This window comes from Acetobacter sicerae (assembly GCF_011516765.1).
Classification (GTDB): Bacteria; Pseudomonadota; Alphaproteobacteria; order Acetobacterales; family Acetobacteraceae; genus Acetobacter; species Acetobacter sicerae.
Genome location: NZ_JAAABN010000006.1, coordinates 143,050 through 158,413, shown reverse-complemented (window position 1 = coordinate 158,413; position 15,364 = coordinate 143,050). Strand labels below are relative to the sequence as shown.

The following is a 15,364-nucleotide window of genomic DNA, read 5'->3' as shown; positions in this document are numbered from 1 at the left end:
CTCAGTAGGGGGATTCGACATTGCCGAGCGCCACATAGACGCTCTTGATCTGTGTGTAATGATCCAGTGCAGCCTGACTGTTTTCACGACCAAGTCCGGACTGTTTGTAGCCACCGAAGGGCATTTCGATCGGCGTGATGTTGTACTGATTGATCCAGCAGGTGCCTGCTTCCAGAGCGGCGACAACGCGATGGCCGCGTGTGAGATCGTTTGTGAACACGCCCGCCGCCAGACCGAACTCTGTTGCATTGGCGCGGACAATGACTTCATCCTCGTCATGGAAATCGAGAACGGTCATGACCGGACCAAAGATTTCCTCACGGGCGATCTTCATGTCATCATGACAGCCGGTAAAGATGGTCGGCTGCATGAACGCGCCCTTGCCGAATGCTCCTTCTGTAAGACGACGACCGCCGGTCAGAAGCTGCGCGCCTTGAGCAATGCCACTTTCCACGTAAGCCATGACCTTTTCCAGATGCGGCACGCTGATGAGCGCACCAACATCCGTATCCGTCGCGAGTGGATCGCCGATTTTCATGGCTTCGACACGCCGCTTCAGTTCCGCAAGGAAGCGGTCTCGGATTCCGGACTGCACGAAAACCCGTGTTCCGTTCGAGCAGATTTCACCGCCCGAGTAGAAATTGCCGAGCAGTGCTGCGGACACGGCGTTATCCACGTCAGCATCGTCAAAGATGATGAGCGGAGATTTTCCGCCCAGTTCCAGCGTGACATATTTCAGCGTATTGGAGGCTTCACGCATCACCGCCTTGCCCGTGGGAACGGAACCTGTGAGGCTGACCTTGCGAATATCGGGATCGGCGCACAGACGTCGTCCCACATCTCCCGCGCCGTGCAGCACGTTGAAGACACCGTCGGGCAGGCCGGCCTCACGGTAGATCTCGGCCAGCCGCACCGATGTCAGCGGCGTCATCTCGGAGCTTTTGAAGATCATCGCATTGCCGCAGGCCAGCGCCGGAGCGGACTTCCAGCAGGCGATCTGGATCGGATAGTTCCATGCGCCGATGCCCGCCGTCACGCCAAGCGGTTCACGGCGCGTATAGGCGAAGGCCTGCTCGCCGAGATCCATCGCCTCGCCGTTGATCGCGCTGGCGACTGAGCCGAAATATTCGAGGGCATCCGCGCCTGAGAGAATATCCACTGCCGCCGTCTCGGCAATCGGCTTGCCGGTGTCGAGCGTCTCGATGCGGGCGAGCATGTCGTTGTCACGGCGGAGAAGATCGGCGGCCTTGCGTAGAACCCGGCCCCGTTCTGTGCCGGTCATCCGTGCCCAGATTTTCTGTCCACGTCTGGCGCTTTCAATCGCCGTAGCGTGCTCCTGCTCACCAGCGATTTCCACTTCTGCAAGCACTTCGCCAGTGGCGGGATTGCGCGTTTCGAAGCGTGCGCCCTTTGTCGGCATGGGACGCCCGTTGATCCAGTTGGAGCAGACCTCCTGCCGCCTGATCTGAAAGGATGGCGCAGGCAGGTTCGCCTGATGCAGGGCGATCTGACTGTCCAGAAAGGCCGTGACCTGCGCCCGGGCAGCGGTGCTGTCCGCCTCTTCCCAGTCTGAAAGGGCAGCCCGGAGCCAGGTGCCGTCTATCAGCGCAGCTATCGAGGTGGCGAGGGAATGGACGTCCCGACCGGGCAAAAGTGCTTTCAGATCGTGGGACAGATTGGCCAGAATCCGCTTCTGGTAGATCCGCTGGATACGTTTGAGGGTCGGCACGTAAGGGACCTGTCCCCAGAAAGACAGCCATGTCGCGCCTTCCTCCTGCTGAAACTGGTCACGGGCCAGCAGGGAATCAATGACGGCCTGCAGACGCTCACGCGGGGTGCGGGCTGTCAAAAAGCGGTTCAGGATCTCATGACGCAGCGATTCGGACTGATACCAGAAGGCTGTGCCGAGCAGAGTGTCCTTGTCGCCGAAATAATGCACCAGCAGACTGGGGGAGACATCTGCGCGCTCGGCGATCCGGGCGAGGGTCGTTCCGACATACCCGTTGTCGGCGAGAACCGAGAGTGTTGCGGCAACAAAACTACGGCGACGCTCATCATCCAGTCGTGCCATGGCGGAAGGAGCGGGGGGCTGCATCATGGGATTCGAATGCCTTTGAATGATCGTTCAATATTATCTTTATGTCGAAACGAAAAAATAATGTCCACAGGAAATCAGCAAACGGAAAGATGAATTTTCCTGTCAATTTTCTGGCGATTTCGTTCAAGAAGTAGCTGTTTTTACGGTGGTGGACCGCCTTTGATCGCTGATTCAATAAGGCGGCCTATGGTGCTCATCGAAAAGGATAACGGACGGCGACTTTATCCAATGCGACGTCGGAATAAATCAATTCCTTTCTGTTTCTTGAACGCAATGATGGGGCGGTGAATAAACTGTAGTCAGCCTGAACGGTTTCAGATCAGGCGGCGTAGGATGTGCTTTCTGACGTGATGCACGAAAGAACTTTATATCCTCCGTCTTTCGGTTACGATGTCGAACTGAAAAAGGGTGGGGTCCGTATGACGCGGCTCACGGGAATACCTGCTCATGGCTTTCCGCCTGCCCTGGCCAGGCCTGAAATCTCCGGACTGTGAAGCGAGATCAATGAACGGGCTCGAAGACTGGATCACATCGCATAAAATACCTGTCGGTGAAGTGGCGTCGAATGCCGTCGACTGGATCAGGGATCATTGTCAGGGTGGTTTCGACGTCATCAGCGAGGCGATCGGGTCCTGCGCCGATGGTTTCACCAACCTGCTGACCTCGGTGCCGCCCGTCCTGTTTGTGGCGCTTCTGACGATCGGCGTGTGGTTCTGGAAGCGTGCCATTAGTACGTGCGTGCTGGTTGCGCTCGGCCTGCTGTTCATCATCAATCAGGGATACTGGCAGGAAACGATGGCGACCCTGTCGCTCATCTTTTTTGCGACTTTCACGTGTATGCTGATCGGGGTGCCGATCGGCATCGCCTCCGCGCATCGCCCATGGCTTGCGAAGATCCTGCATCCAGTTCTGGATCTCATGCAGACCCTGCCGACCTTTGTTTATCTGATCCCGACCCTGATCCTGTTTGGTCTGGGCACCGTTCCGGGCACAATTTCCACCGTGGTGTTCGCCATCCCTGCGCCCATTCGCATGACGCAGCTCGGGATTTCCTCTGTTCCCAAAGCCTTGCTGGAGGCTGGCGATGCATTTGGCGCCACGCCAAGGCAGCGCTTGTGGAAAGTCGAGGTACCGGCGGCGCTTCCCATGATCCGTGAGGGTCTGAGCCAGTGCATCATGCTCAGTCTCTCCATGGTGGTGATTGCAGCCCTTGTCGGTGCGGGTGGACTGGGTGTGCCGGTCGTGCGGGCCCTGAATACGGTTCAAATCGACACCGGATTTGAATCCGGTCTGGCTATTGTTCTGGTCGCCATCATTCTGGACCGGCTCTGCCGCAAGAAAACGCACTGAGGAGACTATCTGTATGGAAGCCGTGCGGACAGAACCACAAGGTAAAACTGCTGCTCTCTCCTTCAGGAACGTGGATATTCTTTTTCATCGGAATAATTCGTCAAGTGCGATTGCCCAGGCAGTCAAACGTCTGGATGAGGGTGGCACACGCGAACAGATCGCCGCTGAACTGGGTGTGACTGTCGGTGTGGCGAATGCCAACCTCGAGATCAGACGCGGTGAGATCAGCGTGCTCATGGGACTGTCCGGTTCCGGTAAATCGACATTGCTGCGGGCCGCCAACCGTCTCAACAAAGTGACGCGAGGCAGTGTCGAGATCGGGAATGGCACTGCTTTTGTCGATATCGCCAACTGTGATGATGAGACATTGCGCGATATGCGGCGTACCCGCGTCACCATGGTCTTCCAGCAGTTCGGTCTGCTGCCGTGGCGGACGGTACGGGAAAATGTCTCGTTTGGTCTGGAGCTTCGTGGGTTCACCCCCAATGCGCGTCGTAAAATCGCCGAGGAAAAACTGGAACTGGTTGGTCTGACACGGTGGGCCAATTCCTATGTTTCGGAACTCTCTGGCGGTATGCAGCAGCGGGTGGGTCTGGCGCGGGCTTTTGCAACGGATGCCGATATCCTCCTGATGGATGAGCCTTTTTCGGCGCTTGACCCGTTGATCCGTCGCAAGCTTCAGGACGAGCTTCTGGATCTTCAGACACGGCTCAAGAAAACCATTGTTTTCGTGAGTCATGATATTGATGAGGCGCTCCGGATCGGCAGCAATATCGCCATCATGCGGGAAGGGCGCATTATTCAGGCGGGTCCACCGCAGGAAATCATTTCCTCGCCGGTCGATGATTATGTCCGTGATTTCGTAAGGCACATGAATCCGCTGCCGCTGCTGAATGCAGCAAGCGTCATGCGTCTTCTGGAAGTTTGTCCCCGGTGGGATGATAGTACCATTCAACTCGACGTAACCGGCCATTATGGTTTCAACCCTGTGACGGCTACCGTGTCGGACAGGACAGGCATGGAAATACCCCTGCAATTTCACGACACTGACGATATTTCAGAGCTGAAGGTCGTTTCTGGGTGTGTTTATTGTGTGCCGGTTACGGCTTCACTCAACACAGTCGCGCTTCTGCGCCAGAAAAGCGGGATGCCCGTTCTGATTTCTGATGCCAGTCAGATTATCGGATTGTGTGATGACGCTGACATGATCGGCGCGATTACGGGAGTTGCCCGCGCATCGAAAGTCAATTGATCGTGTTTTGATCATGGATAATGCAAGTTCTGATAGGGGAGAGAAAGCTTGCGGCGCGGAAGTCGCGCCATAGTCATGCAGGATTTAATTGTTTCTGTTGCGGAATGTATTGAGGTGCGCCCATACTTCGGCAACGGGCAGACAGGAAAAGGACGTGTCACTGGTATGAAGAAGAAACTTCTCGCTTCCATGGTTTTTCTTGGCGTCGGGCTGCGCGTTCTGCCGGCTCAGGCTGCTGAACCTGAAGTCTGTCAGATGGTGCGTATCGGAGATGTCGGCTGGTCGGATGCTGCTGTCACCAACGGCGTCACAATGAACCTTCTCGCTGGTCTGGGCTATAAAACCCGCGAAACGATGGTGACGCTGGCTGTCGCTTATCTCTCACTGGAAAATCACCAGCTCGACATCTTTCTTAGTGACTGGGAACCCTCGGGCGCGTCCTATGTTGACCCCTACCTGAAAAGAGGCAAGGTCGAACGGATCACAAAAAACCTTACCGGCGCACGGTATACGCTTGCTGTTCCCGATTATGTTGCGCAACAGGGCCTGAAAGATTTCAAGGACATCGCGAGTTGGGGCCCCAGGTTAAATAATATGATTTATGGAATTGAATCCGGCAATGACGGAAACAAGATCATTCTGGATATGATCAAGGCCAACGATTTTGGTCTCGGGAAATTCCATCTCAATGAAAGCAGCGAACAGGGGATGCTGTCTCAGGTTGCGCGCGCCATTCCTGCCCAGAAACCGATCGTGTTCCTTGCCTGGGAACCGCACCCGATGAACATGAACTTTCATCTCACCTATCTGACAGGTGGTGAAAAGCAGTTCGGCGCATCAGCCGAGGTCAACACGGTTGTTGGCAGCGGTTACGTGGAAAAATGTCCGAATGTGGGACATCTGCTGAAGCAGCTGACATTCACCATCCCTTCCGAAAACGAGATGATGAAAACCATTTCAGAAAATCACACAAAGCCTGCGCAGGCGACCAGGGACTGGATGAAGGCGCATCCCGAAGCCGTGGAGAAGTGGCTGGATGGTGTCACAACAGTGGACGGCAAGCCGGGTCTGCCAGCGGTTCAGGCATATCTCGGACAGTGAGGAGTCAGTGCGGAAGCCGGGGCGTATAGTATGCTCCGGCTTCACTGTCAGTCTTGAACGCGGACTGATTTTACCTCGTCATATTATGCGAGAGCCGCGCATTTCGCGCACAGGCCTTCAACTTCGACGGTTGTATGCTGAAGCCGGAACCCGGATTTTTGGGACGCAGCGACAATCGAGGCCAGAATCGTGGAATCTTCAAGTTCGGTGACGCTGGAGCAGTTGCGGCAGATCAGGAACTGGCTGGCGTGGACACAATCGGCGTCGTGCTCGTGACAGGGCGCACGACCGAGCGTGTGCGTGCAGGGCATGAAGGCTGACAGTCGTTCGATTTTGTGGATCAGTCCGAACTCCATGAGGAATTCAAGCGTCCGATAGACCGTTGGCGGAGCGGCGTTGCCCTGAATGGCCTGCAGGCGTTGCAGAAGGTCATACGCACCCAGTGGAGCATTGGCCTCAAGCATCAGACCGAGAATCTGACGTCGCAGGGCGGTCAGCCGGACATGTCGTTGGGCGCACAGCTCGTCCGCACGGGCAAGAAGCGCCTCGACGGAAGCAGAAAACAGGTGAGGGGCGGCGTCAGTCGTCATTGTGGGCGGAATGGTAGGCCAGAACGGATCGATTGCCCACCCATCCGGCACGCAGTCTTACCATGTCTGGCGGGCAGCCTGAGCGAGCATTTCAGGAATCAGTTCTGTTTCCGGGAGGTTTTTCCAGTATTTGGGAGACATTTCCGATCGCATCGCCTTCACCTTGACGCGGGCGGGATTGAAGATGGAGCGGTAATAGGTCTTCCATAAAGCCTCCGCCTCGTCTTCGAAAATTGTCCGTGTGCAGGCTTCTCTGGTGACGACACAGGTTTCTCCATCCCAGCCGACGGACCCTTTTGGCGTGAGGATCATCCAGTTCATGTCGGTGAAACGGCGTGCGAAGAAAGGTGCAGCCTTTTCAAGAATATGGTGCTCCGGTTCAAACCACGCTGCAAAGTGGCGTGTGTTGCTACCTTGGGGCGTTTTCTCCCTGAAACGGACAAAGGCTTTCATCTTGTGCACTTCACGGCCAATCTGATGGGCCATTCTGTTGGCCATGACAATGTCGGGATCGGTCCCTGTCTTCAGGAGGGAGCGCTCTCTCCTGCTTCGCCACAGGATACGATAGGCGAGTGAGAATTTTTCAGGGTTGGCATGGCAGAGAAGAGTTTCGAGAAACAGAAGACAGTTTCTGCTGATTTTCTGGGGTTTGGATGTTTCGGTTTCTGGTGATGGGTCAGGCTGTGAAAACAGATCATCCTGCCCGGATGAACTCCGCCAGACGATATGTTCGGGTGCAATCCCCGCAGCCAGCAGGGAGCGGGCGTGAAGGCGCCACAGAGAAAAGGGCGCCGCCTCAGGTAATGAAACGAGATGCTCTTTCACAGAAGTGACAGTTGCTGGGGCGGCGGCGCAAAGAGGGATTTGAGGTCCATCCGGTCGATCAGTTTGATGGGTCGCCAGTCCGGGGTGGTGATGAACGGGCGTATTTTTCTTATGCTGACGCGCAGTCGTTCCAGATCATCCAGTCGAATGGTCTTATGACGGCGCGTTGCAAGCAGCACCTTCACGGAACGCGGCCCGAGGCCCGGAACGCGCAGCAGCAGTTCACGAGGCGCCTGATTGATGTCCACCGGGAAGACAGCGCGGTTATCCAGAGCCCAGCTCAGTTTTGGATCAACTTCCAGATCCAGCATGCCGTCGGGCCTGTTCTCGGTGATCTCCTGAAACTGGAAGCCATAAAAACGGAACAGCCAGTCTGCCTGATACAGGCGATGCTCGCGCAGCAGAGGGGGCTTCTGGGCAGGGAGAGCCTGTGAGGCATGTGGGATGGGGCTGAAGGCGGAATAATAGACCCGTTTCAGTCGGTAGTCGGAATAGAGCGCCGAACTGCTTGAGAGAATATCCTGATCAGTTGCAGCATCCGCGCCGACAATCATCTGTGTGCTCTGTCCGCCGGGTGCGAAGCGGGGCGGGCGGCGTCCGGCAAGGGTTTTCTCCTTCGTCGCGTCCATCTTTTTGCGGATGTGTCCCATGGCGGACCGGATGCCGATGGAGTCCTTCTCCGGCGCATACTGGGTCAGTCCTGTCTCGGTGGGCATTTCCACATTGATGGAAAGGCGGTCCGCATACAGACCGGCTTCCGCCAGCAGGTCGGGGGAGGCGTCGGGAATGGCTTTCAGATGAATGTAGCCCCGAAACCCTCTGTCCAGACGGAGAACTTTTGCGACACGTACCAGTTCTTCCATGGTGTAATCGGATGAGCGGATGATGCCGGAGGACAGGAAAAGGCCCTCGATATAGTTCCGTCGATAAAACTCCATTGTCAGCCAGACGATTTCTTCGACCGAGAAACGGGCGCGCTCCACGCCGGATGAAACCCTGTTGATGCAGTAGGCGCAGTCGTAAATGCAGAAATTCGTCATCAGGATCTTGAGCAGAGAGACGCATCGGCCATCCGGCGTCCATGAATGACAGATGCCGCTCCGTTCGGTTGATCCCAGTCCCGGCTCCTTCTTTGACCCACGCCGATCCGAGCCGCTCGATGCACAGGAAGCATCGTATTTTGCGGCGTCAGACAGGATTGCGAGTTTTTCCGAGAAAGTCCGTTTCATGGTTTGTTCATGTTATGTTCTTTTTGTGGTTGCGTCAAACATTTCTGACGGACGGCGGAAGGGGATTTGGTCGGAAAATATGTATATATTTTACGTATATATGGGGTGGTTATCAGGGCTTTACCCCGTCTCCCCAAGGGGGCGTAGTCCCTTTGATCCCGGCTGGTTAAAAAGGAGAGAGCCGTGAAACACCACTCTCTCCTTGATCCGATTTACCAGGTGTAACCAATGGAGGCCTGCGCGTTGCGCCGCTCTCCGTAATAGCAGAATTCCTGCCCATAAGAGGCATAGGCCAGACAGTTGGCGACAAACCGCCTGTCGAAAATGTTACGGACGCTGGCTGCCGCCGTCCATCCGCGAAGGGACGGAGAAAGCTGGGCAAGATCGTAACGCAGGGATCCGTCAAACAGTGCGTATTGCGGAACCCATACGCTGCCGTATGAAGCTTCGCCGCCATAAGCCTTGGCGGTGTAACGCATGCCGCCACCAAAACCGAGTCCTTTGGCCGGACCGGAAGGCAGTGTGTAGAACGCAAACAGGGAGGCGTTGCCTTTTCCGGACTGGATCAGCGGTTTTCCCGTTGAGTCATCGTGGACTTTCTGCACGCTGATCGCTGCAGTCAGGACAAGGTTTTTATAGGGTTCGGCATGAGCTTCAAACTCGAAGCCATCGGAATGGACTTTCCCGCTTTCAGTGTTGAAGCCCAGAGCGGAATTTGTCGCCACGAGAACGTTAGTCTGTTCGATATGGAATCCGGCGACCGTGAAGAGAACCGATGTGCCCGGAATCTGATATTTCAGGCCGCCTTCAAGCTGTTTGCCAAGGGATGGATTGGCCTGACGCATGGTTTTTCCACCATCGTTCGAGACAATTCCCGATTGCGGCTGGAAGGACGTCGAATAGCTGATGTAGGGAGCAAGTCCGAAATCGAAGTGATAGAGGCCGGAAGCGCGCCAGGTGATCTGGCTTGGATCCTGATGGGTGTCGGTGTGGTAAATTGATTCCACCTGATGCGAACGATACCAGTCGTTACGCAGGCTGCCCGTCAGCACCAGACCGCGCCAGCGGATTTCATCCTGCCCATACACACCGATCTGGTGCGAGTTGGTGCGATAATCCACATACGGGCTCATGGGAGCAATCGCCATGTGGTAGTCCGGATAACGCACATCCATGTCGGGCGCGTTGCCGAAATATCCCTGTTCTCCAGCGCTCTGCTGCATGTAATCGAAGCCGAACATCAGATTGTGCTGCAGGAAGCCTGTGCGTACCTTGCCTTTGAACTGGCTGTCGAACTCCAGATTGTGCGTATGCTCGTCGGTGCCGAAAGCATAGCGGGGCACCGTGTAGGTGTTGCTGTAGTAACCGGCGTTATAGACGCTGCGGTAGCTGGTTTTCAGGTCGTCATAGCGTCCGCGCGTGGAGAAACTCCAGTCATCATTGAAACGATGATTGAGAATATAGGTGATGGCGCCCTGTTTTCGGTTGAATCTCTCAAAAGAGGAGTCGCCATCGTAGAAATTACGCGGCAGGTAGCCGAAGGAAGCCCGTTTCAGTGATCCGACCAGCGGCACGCCGCCATAGGTGCCGTTCTCCGGATCATACTGATAGTTTCCCAGAAGAGTCAGTGTTGTCGGTCCATCACCGCCGAATGTGAAGGATGGGCTGATGGAGAAACGCTTGCTTCCTGTGCGGGCAAGCTGGGTGTGCTGTCCGTTGGCGGTGCCATAGATCCTGTAGCGGACAAACCCGTTATCTGTTGCATATCCACCAACATCGGCATCCACGCGGTAAAGATTGAAACTGCCGCCTGTCGCGTTGACGCCGCCATAAAAGCGCTGATCGGTCGGCAGTTTGCTGGAGAGTGCTGCCAGTCCGCCGGGGCTGGACTGACCATAAAGCGCGGAAGCCGGACCTTTCAGAATCTCCACACGGTCAAGACGGGATGTGTCGGTCTGTGCTGTGGCATAGCCGGTCGGGCTGTCCTGCAGTTTCAGACCATCGAGAAAGGTTGGAATCGTAAAGCCACGGAGCAGGAACTGATCGTAGCGCGTGCCGACCCCGCCACGCAGATTGGGTGTCACGCCTGCGATGTAGCGAACGGCCTGATTGAGATCCAGCACGCCGCGAATGTCCATTTCATTGCGGGTTATGACGCTGACAGACTGGGCCGTCTCGATAAGGGGCGTGTTTGTTTTCGTGGCTGACGAGGCGATGGTCGATGACCGTCGTCCATGCACTTCCAGATGTTCGACTTTTGTCGCAGGTGTCGCGGATTTTCCCGGTTTCTGAACCGCTGCGGGTATTTGCTGAGAGTGCGTCATGCCGGGCTTTTCTTCCTGATCAGCAGCAAGGACCTCGCCGCTCATAAGGAGCGAAAGAGGGAGGGCGTAAACAACCCTGCTGCGGCGCATGGCGGACTTCATTGAGGGCTCCTGATAACTGGTATGGGCAGGGCCGTATCGGAAATGCGAATTATTTGCAATACAAGGCCGTGGGTCAAAGAGGCTGCCATCCATACAGCGAGGTAGATGCTGACAGAGCATGGAAAGAGGAATGTTTTCAGAGGCAGAATCTTGTTTGTTTTTCGTGATTATTTATAATTAATTTATGTAATAAAAATCCGCATATCGTAGTTGTTTTTTTTGAAAATTTAATTCTGTGTAACCTATTTTTTTAATAATATTATTGGAAATATTTTCGTGAAGGTTTCTGTAAATTAAAAGAGAGTTTTTGGTGAAGGTTTTTGCAAAAAAAGCTTTGGATAACGCCGCTCTTTAGAAAAGGCGGCGTTCAGAAATCCCTGTTGCATTGCTACTTTGTAACTGTAGAAAAACTTTTCATGTCAGGCGCTTCATGGGGACCATTTCTACATGACATCCTTGGTTGGTCCGTCTGAAAGTTCGCCTTCCCATTTTGCCGAAATCGCAGCAGCGTAGCCGTTGCCAAGCACGTTGGTGGCGGTCCGGGCCATATCAAGAAAATGATCGATCCCCAGAATGATGGCGATACCGGCCTCCGGAAGACCAAACTGGGGCAGTACGGCCACGAGCGTCACGAGAGAGGCGCGAGGCACACCGGCAATGCCTTTGCTGCTCAACATCATGACCAGCACCATCAGTGCCTGCTGCGACCAGGGAAGGCTGATCCCGTAAGCCTGGGCGATAAAGATCGCGCCAAATGACTGGAACAGGATCGAACCATCCAGATTGAAACTGTAACCGAGGGGCAGCACAAAGCCGCTGATGCGCGTTGGCACGCCGAAGTTTTCAAGTTTCTCGAGCAGGAGCGGATAGACGGATTCACTGCTCGCCGTGGCGTAACCGAGGATAATGGGCTGGAAAAGTTCCTTGAGGAGATCCTTGATCCGGGGGCCAAGCACCAGAAAAGCCAGGCCCGTCAGAACACACCACAGGATGAGGATGGTGCTGTAGAATTCGATAAGAAAACGGCCGTAATGCAGCAGCATCGCTCCGCCGCCGCTGGCGAGGCTTCCCATCACCGAACCGAAGACGGCCATGGGAGCCAGAAGCATGACCATGTCGGTCATCCGGAGCATGATGTGACCAAGCTCTTCGGTCCAGTTGAGCATGGTTTTACCGGCCTTGCCCGCGGCGGGGAGGGCTAACCCGAACAGCACCGAGAACACGACAATTTGAAGAATGTCGTTCCGCGCCATGGAATCCAGAATGCTCGTCGGCGCAATGTGCAGGATGAAATCGATTGGCTGAAAAGGATGCTTGAGAGACGCAATGTCAGTGATCGGTGGCGGTGAAAAGCCGATACCCGGTTGCAGGATGTTGGCCGCCAGAAGGCCTATCGTGAGAGATACGAAGGACATGGCGATGAACCAGAGCAGGATGCGCCCCCCGACACGCAGAACCAGCGTGTCGTCACCCAGTTTGCCAATACCGCTGACGAGCGTTGCGAAGACAAGTGGCGCGATGACCATCTTGATCAGCCGCAGGAAAAGCCCGGTCATCAGCTTTCCTGCCTGCTCCGCCCCATGGACGGCGCTGTCGCCGAGCGTGTGGAGAAGAAGCCCGCTCAGAACACCGAGAAACAGTGCGACAAGGATGGCGTAGGTGCGTCTTTTTGTATTGACCTGGGGTGGGGCTGCGGCCATCGAACTTTTCTTCTCCGTTGAGTGGTGTTAGACGCGTGGCGGCCTTATAGAGGAAAAACTGTTGATACGTCAAAGTAATAAAATTATTTTATCGGGTGAGTTCTGTTTCTCGTGATTCTCTAATCTTTACTTTGAGTTGTGGTTTAAGGAACTGTTTTTACTACACCAACGTAAATACTTGTATAAACAGGTCGTTTGTAGTGTTGGCCACAGTGGGTGTGGCTGATCTGGCGCAATGATGAAGATGACTGGCGGGGCTTGGGTGCGGAACACGGGTGGTTACGTTTGTGGGGTGTTTCTCCTGTTCGCGATTGGCATACCACATGCCAGAGCCGGGCAATGGTACACGGGATCGCTGGTCTCGCCATCGGGCGCCAAGAATCATGCCGGAGACGCGGGCATCGAGCCCTATTTCTCATACAGTCAGCCCGTCGGCACGTTTGCGTCCAACGGCACGGGGCATCCGCTGCACCCGCGTCAGCAGACCTTTTCCAACTCCACGATGTGGAAATATGGCATTCTGGATGATCTCAGCATCCAGGCGCATACGGTGATCAGTTATGGCTGGAAGCATGGGGCAGGCCATGCGCATGGACCCAAATTCGGCGATTTCCCGATCGACATGATCTGGCGTTTCATGCGCGCCAACCCGAAACGCTACATTCCTGATCTGAACCTTTTCGCGGGCGTCATTTTTCCAACGGGCGACTATTCCCGTCTGGGAGCGTCGCAGGACGGCTTCGGGACAGGGGCTTATGTGTTCCGAATGGCCCTTACCGAGCAGTCCACTTATACATTGCCGGGTGGGCATGAACTGCGTCTGCGCGTCTGGAGTTGGTTCCGGCACGCGCTGAATTCGGCGCGTTTGCGGGATGTCACCAGTTACGGGACATCGGAAGGCTTTGTCGGGCGTGGAAGTCCGGGCATGAGCGGGCAGGTGGGCTTTTCGCTGGAATACGCCCTGAGCCAGAAATGGGTGCTGGCGGCGGATGTGGCGCGGGACTGGTCGAACGGCTCCCGTCTGCGGGGACGCTACGCGTCGGGCCAGACCATCAACAGAACCGGCTCCGCCTCGACAGACTGGCAGGTGGCGCCCGCCATAGAATATAACTGGAATGCACGTTGGGGCGTTATCGCGGGATCGGCGGTTTACTATGCTGGACATAATACCGGCATAAAAGTTTCTCCCCAGTTCGCCATCAACACGGTTTTCTGACGTCTTCTTCCTGCCTGTTTCCTGAAAAAATCTGTTGTTTTTCGATGGACAACATTCCGGGTTCGAACCAATCTGTTCCGTAATGCTCCTGCAGGAGAGACGGGATCGGGATGGAATGACTGAATCGACAATCAGCCGGAACAGCACCAGCGAAGGCTATAAAAAGACCCTGGGTCGCAGGCAGATGCAGATGATCGCCATTGGCGGCTGTATCGGCACCGGCCTTTTCCTTGGTGCAGGAAGTCGCCTTCAGCAGGGCGGTCCCTCGCTGGCCATCGTTTATGCGGTTTGCGGACTTTTCAGCTTCTTCATTCTGCGGGCGCTTGGCGAACTGACCATGTATCGCCCGAGCAGCGGCAGTTTCGTGTCCCATGCCCGTGAGTTTCTCGGGGACAAGGCGGCCTATGTGGCGGGCTGGGTTTCATTTCTCAACTGGGTGATGACCGGAATCGCGGATATTACGGCCGTCGCTCTTTATATGCATTTCTGGAGCGCTTTCGCTTCTTTCCCCCAATGGCTGCTTGCGCTGATTGCCCTGTGTCTTGTGACGGGCATGAATCTTATCGGCGTGAAATATTTTGGAGAAATGGAATTCTGGTTCTCCATGATCAAGGTTGTCGCGCTGATTGTCTTTCTGATTGCGGGTTCGGTCATTCTGGGGACTGGCGTGCCTGTCGCGGGACATGAAACCGGGTTTCACCTCATTGCTGATAATGGCGGTTTCTTTCCGCACGGTATGCTGGCGGCGCTCGCGCTCACCCAGGGGGTGGTGTTTGCCTACTCCGGGATCGAACTGATCGGCACGGCGGCGGGAGAATGTGACAATCCCCGCGAGATTCTGCCCCGAGCCATCAACAGCGTGATCTGGCGGATTGCCGTATTCTATGTCGGGTCGGTCGTGTTGCTGGTGTGCCTGCTGCCATGGACCGCCTATCAGGCGGGCGAAAGTCCGTTTGTGACATTCTTCAATGCGCTGGGCGTGCCTTATGCCGATAGCGTGATGAATTTCATCGTGCTGACGGCGGCCTTGTCCAGCCTGAACTCGGGCGTTTATTCCACCAGTCGTGTCCTGCGCGCTCTTGCGCTTGGCGGATCAGCGCCGCGGTTTCTGGGCGCCATGAACAGCCATTCCGTGCCCTATGCCGGTATTCTGCTGATCGCGGCGTTTTATCTTGTCGGTGTCGTGCTCAATTATATCGTGCCGCAGAGTGTTTTTGAGATTGTTCTCAGTTTTGCGGCAATCGGCATTATCTGCACATGGGGCATCATCATACTGAGTCAGCTCGCTTTTCGCAGGGCTGTCAGTCGGGGAGACATTGCCGCTCCCACATTCCGCATGCCGGGCGCGCCGTTCACATCCTGGCTGACACTGGCTTTTCTGGCGGCCGTTGTCGTGTTGATGGCGTGCGATTATCCGGCCGGGACCATCACTGTCGGGGCGACGCCTCTGCTGGTGATCGTTTTTGTGGTCGGCTGGTATCTGACGCCCAGAAAGCCGCCCATGCTGATGCCTGAGACGCCCGGATCATCCATACTGACGGACATGGTGATGAAGGAGCAGCCGGAAACGCCCTGAT

11 protein-coding genes are annotated in these 15,364 nt (G+C 55.6%); 5 read left to right on the top strand and 6 right to left on the bottom strand.

Going from position 1 to position 15,364, the window contains the following annotated elements:
• Position 1: 1 nt before the first annotated feature.
• Positions 2 to 2,098 carry a betaine-aldehyde dehydrogenase gene (gene betB / locus GVI59_RS08810; protein ID WP_173573908.1) on the bottom strand — a complete coding sequence of 699 codons (2,097 nt, stop codon included), beginning with the start codon at positions 2,096 to 2,098 and terminating at the stop codon, positions 2 to 4.
• Positions 2,099 to 2,602: 504 nt separating this feature from the next.
• Here betB and choW point away from each other — a divergent pair.
• From choW to choX, 3 genes are all read left to right on the top strand, one after another.
• Positions 2,603 to 3,448 carry a choline ABC transporter permease subunit gene (choW, locus tag GVI59_RS08805; RefSeq protein ID WP_173573907.1) on the top strand — a complete coding sequence of 282 codons (846 nt, stop codon included), beginning with the start codon at positions 2,603 to 2,605 and terminating at the stop codon, positions 3,446 to 3,448.
• A gap of 70 nt (positions 3,449 to 3,518) precedes the next feature.
• The gene (choV, locus tag GVI59_RS08800) at positions 3,519 to 4,700 is read left to right on the top strand and encodes a choline ABC transporter ATP-binding protein (protein WP_338422086.1); all 1,182 of its coding nucleotides are present in this window, start codon (positions 3,519 to 3,521) and stop codon (positions 4,698 to 4,700) included.
• Positions 4,701 to 4,865: 165 nt separating this feature from the next.
• The gene (gene choX, locus GVI59_RS08795; protein ID WP_173573905.1) at positions 4,866 to 5,801 is read left to right on the top strand and encodes a choline ABC transporter substrate-binding protein; all 936 of its coding nucleotides are present in this window, start codon (positions 4,866 to 4,868) and stop codon (positions 5,799 to 5,801) included.
• 83 nt (positions 5,802 to 5,884) lie between these two features.
• Here choX and GVI59_RS08790 read toward each other — a convergent pair whose 3' ends face one another.
• The 5 genes from GVI59_RS08790 to GVI59_RS08770 form a co-directional block, all read right to left on the bottom strand.
• Entirely contained in the window at positions 5,885 to 6,391 is a 507-nt protein-coding gene (locus GVI59_RS08790) for a transcriptional repressor (protein ID WP_010666606.1), read from the bottom strand.
• A 57-nt stretch (positions 6,392 to 6,448) separates the two neighbouring features.
• Positions 6,449 to 7,216 carry a TIGR03915 family putative DNA repair protein gene (locus tag GVI59_RS08785; protein ID WP_173573904.1) on the bottom strand — a complete coding sequence of 256 codons (768 nt, stop codon included), beginning with the start codon at positions 7,214 to 7,216 and terminating at the stop codon, positions 6,449 to 6,451.
• Positions 7,213 to 8,445, bottom strand: a complete 1,233-nt coding sequence (locus tag GVI59_RS08780) for a putative DNA modification/repair radical SAM protein (RefSeq protein WP_173573903.1) — start codon at positions 8,443 to 8,445, stop codon at positions 7,213 to 7,215. The genes GVI59_RS08785 and GVI59_RS08780 overlap by 4 nt, the downstream gene beginning before the upstream one ends.
• 212 nt (positions 8,446 to 8,657) lie before the next feature.
• Complete coding sequence (locus GVI59_RS08775) at positions 8,658 to 10,859, bottom strand: TonB-dependent siderophore receptor (RefSeq protein WP_173573994.1); 2,202 nt, start codon at positions 10,857 to 10,859, stop codon at positions 8,658 to 8,660.
• Positions 10,860 to 11,314: 455 nt separating this feature from the next.
• Positions 11,315 to 12,571 carry a dicarboxylate/amino acid:cation symporter gene (locus tag GVI59_RS08770; protein ID WP_173573902.1) on the bottom strand — a complete coding sequence of 419 codons (1,257 nt, stop codon included), beginning with the start codon at positions 12,569 to 12,571 and terminating at the stop codon, positions 11,315 to 11,317.
• Positions 12,572 to 12,806: 235 nt separating this feature from the next.
• Between GVI59_RS08770 and GVI59_RS08765 the strand changes: the two genes are divergently transcribed.
• Entirely contained in the window at positions 12,807 to 13,787 is a 981-nt protein-coding gene (locus tag GVI59_RS08765) for a hypothetical protein (RefSeq protein ID WP_242013029.1), read from the top strand.
• Positions 13,788 to 13,902: 115 nt separating this feature from the next.
• The gene (locus GVI59_RS08760; RefSeq protein WP_173573901.1) at positions 13,903 to 15,363 is read left to right on the top strand and encodes an amino acid permease; all 1,461 of its coding nucleotides are present in this window, start codon (positions 13,903 to 13,905) and stop codon (positions 15,361 to 15,363) included.
• Position 15,364: the final 1 nt, after the last annotated feature.

Bases quoted from the DNA above. Each gene is read 5' to 3' on its own strand.
- GVI59_RS08780 (WP_173573903.1), bottom strand. From the start codon at position 8,445: ATGAAACGGACTTTCTCGGAAAAACTCGCAATCCTGTCTGACGCCGCA.
- GVI59_RS08770 (WP_173573902.1), bottom strand. From the start codon at position 12,571: ATGGCCGCAGCCCCACCCCAGGTCAATACAAAAAGACGCACCTACGCC.
- GVI59_RS08760 (WP_173573901.1), top strand. From the start codon at position 13,903: ATGACTGAATCGACAATCAGCCGGAACAGCACCAGCGAAGGCTATAAA.
- choW (WP_173573907.1), top strand. From the start codon at position 2,603: ATGAACGGGCTCGAAGACTGGATCACATCGCATAAAATACCTGTCGGT.
- GVI59_RS08775 (WP_173573994.1), bottom strand. From the start codon at position 10,859: ATGCGCCGCAGCAGGGTTGTTTACGCCCTCCCTCTTTCGCTCCTTATG.
- GVI59_RS08765 (WP_242013029.1), top strand. From the start codon at position 12,807: ATGATGAAGATGACTGGCGGGGCTTGGGTGCGGAACACGGGTGGTTAC.
- choX (WP_173573905.1), top strand. From the start codon at position 4,866: ATGAAGAAGAAACTTCTCGCTTCCATGGTTTTTCTTGGCGTCGGGCTG.
- GVI59_RS08790 (WP_010666606.1), bottom strand. From the start codon at position 6,391: ATGACGACTGACGCCGCCCCTCACCTGTTTTCTGCTTCCGTCGAGGCG.
- betB (WP_173573908.1), bottom strand. From the start codon at position 2,098: ATGATGCAGCCCCCCGCTCCTTCCGCCATGGCACGACTGGATGATGAG.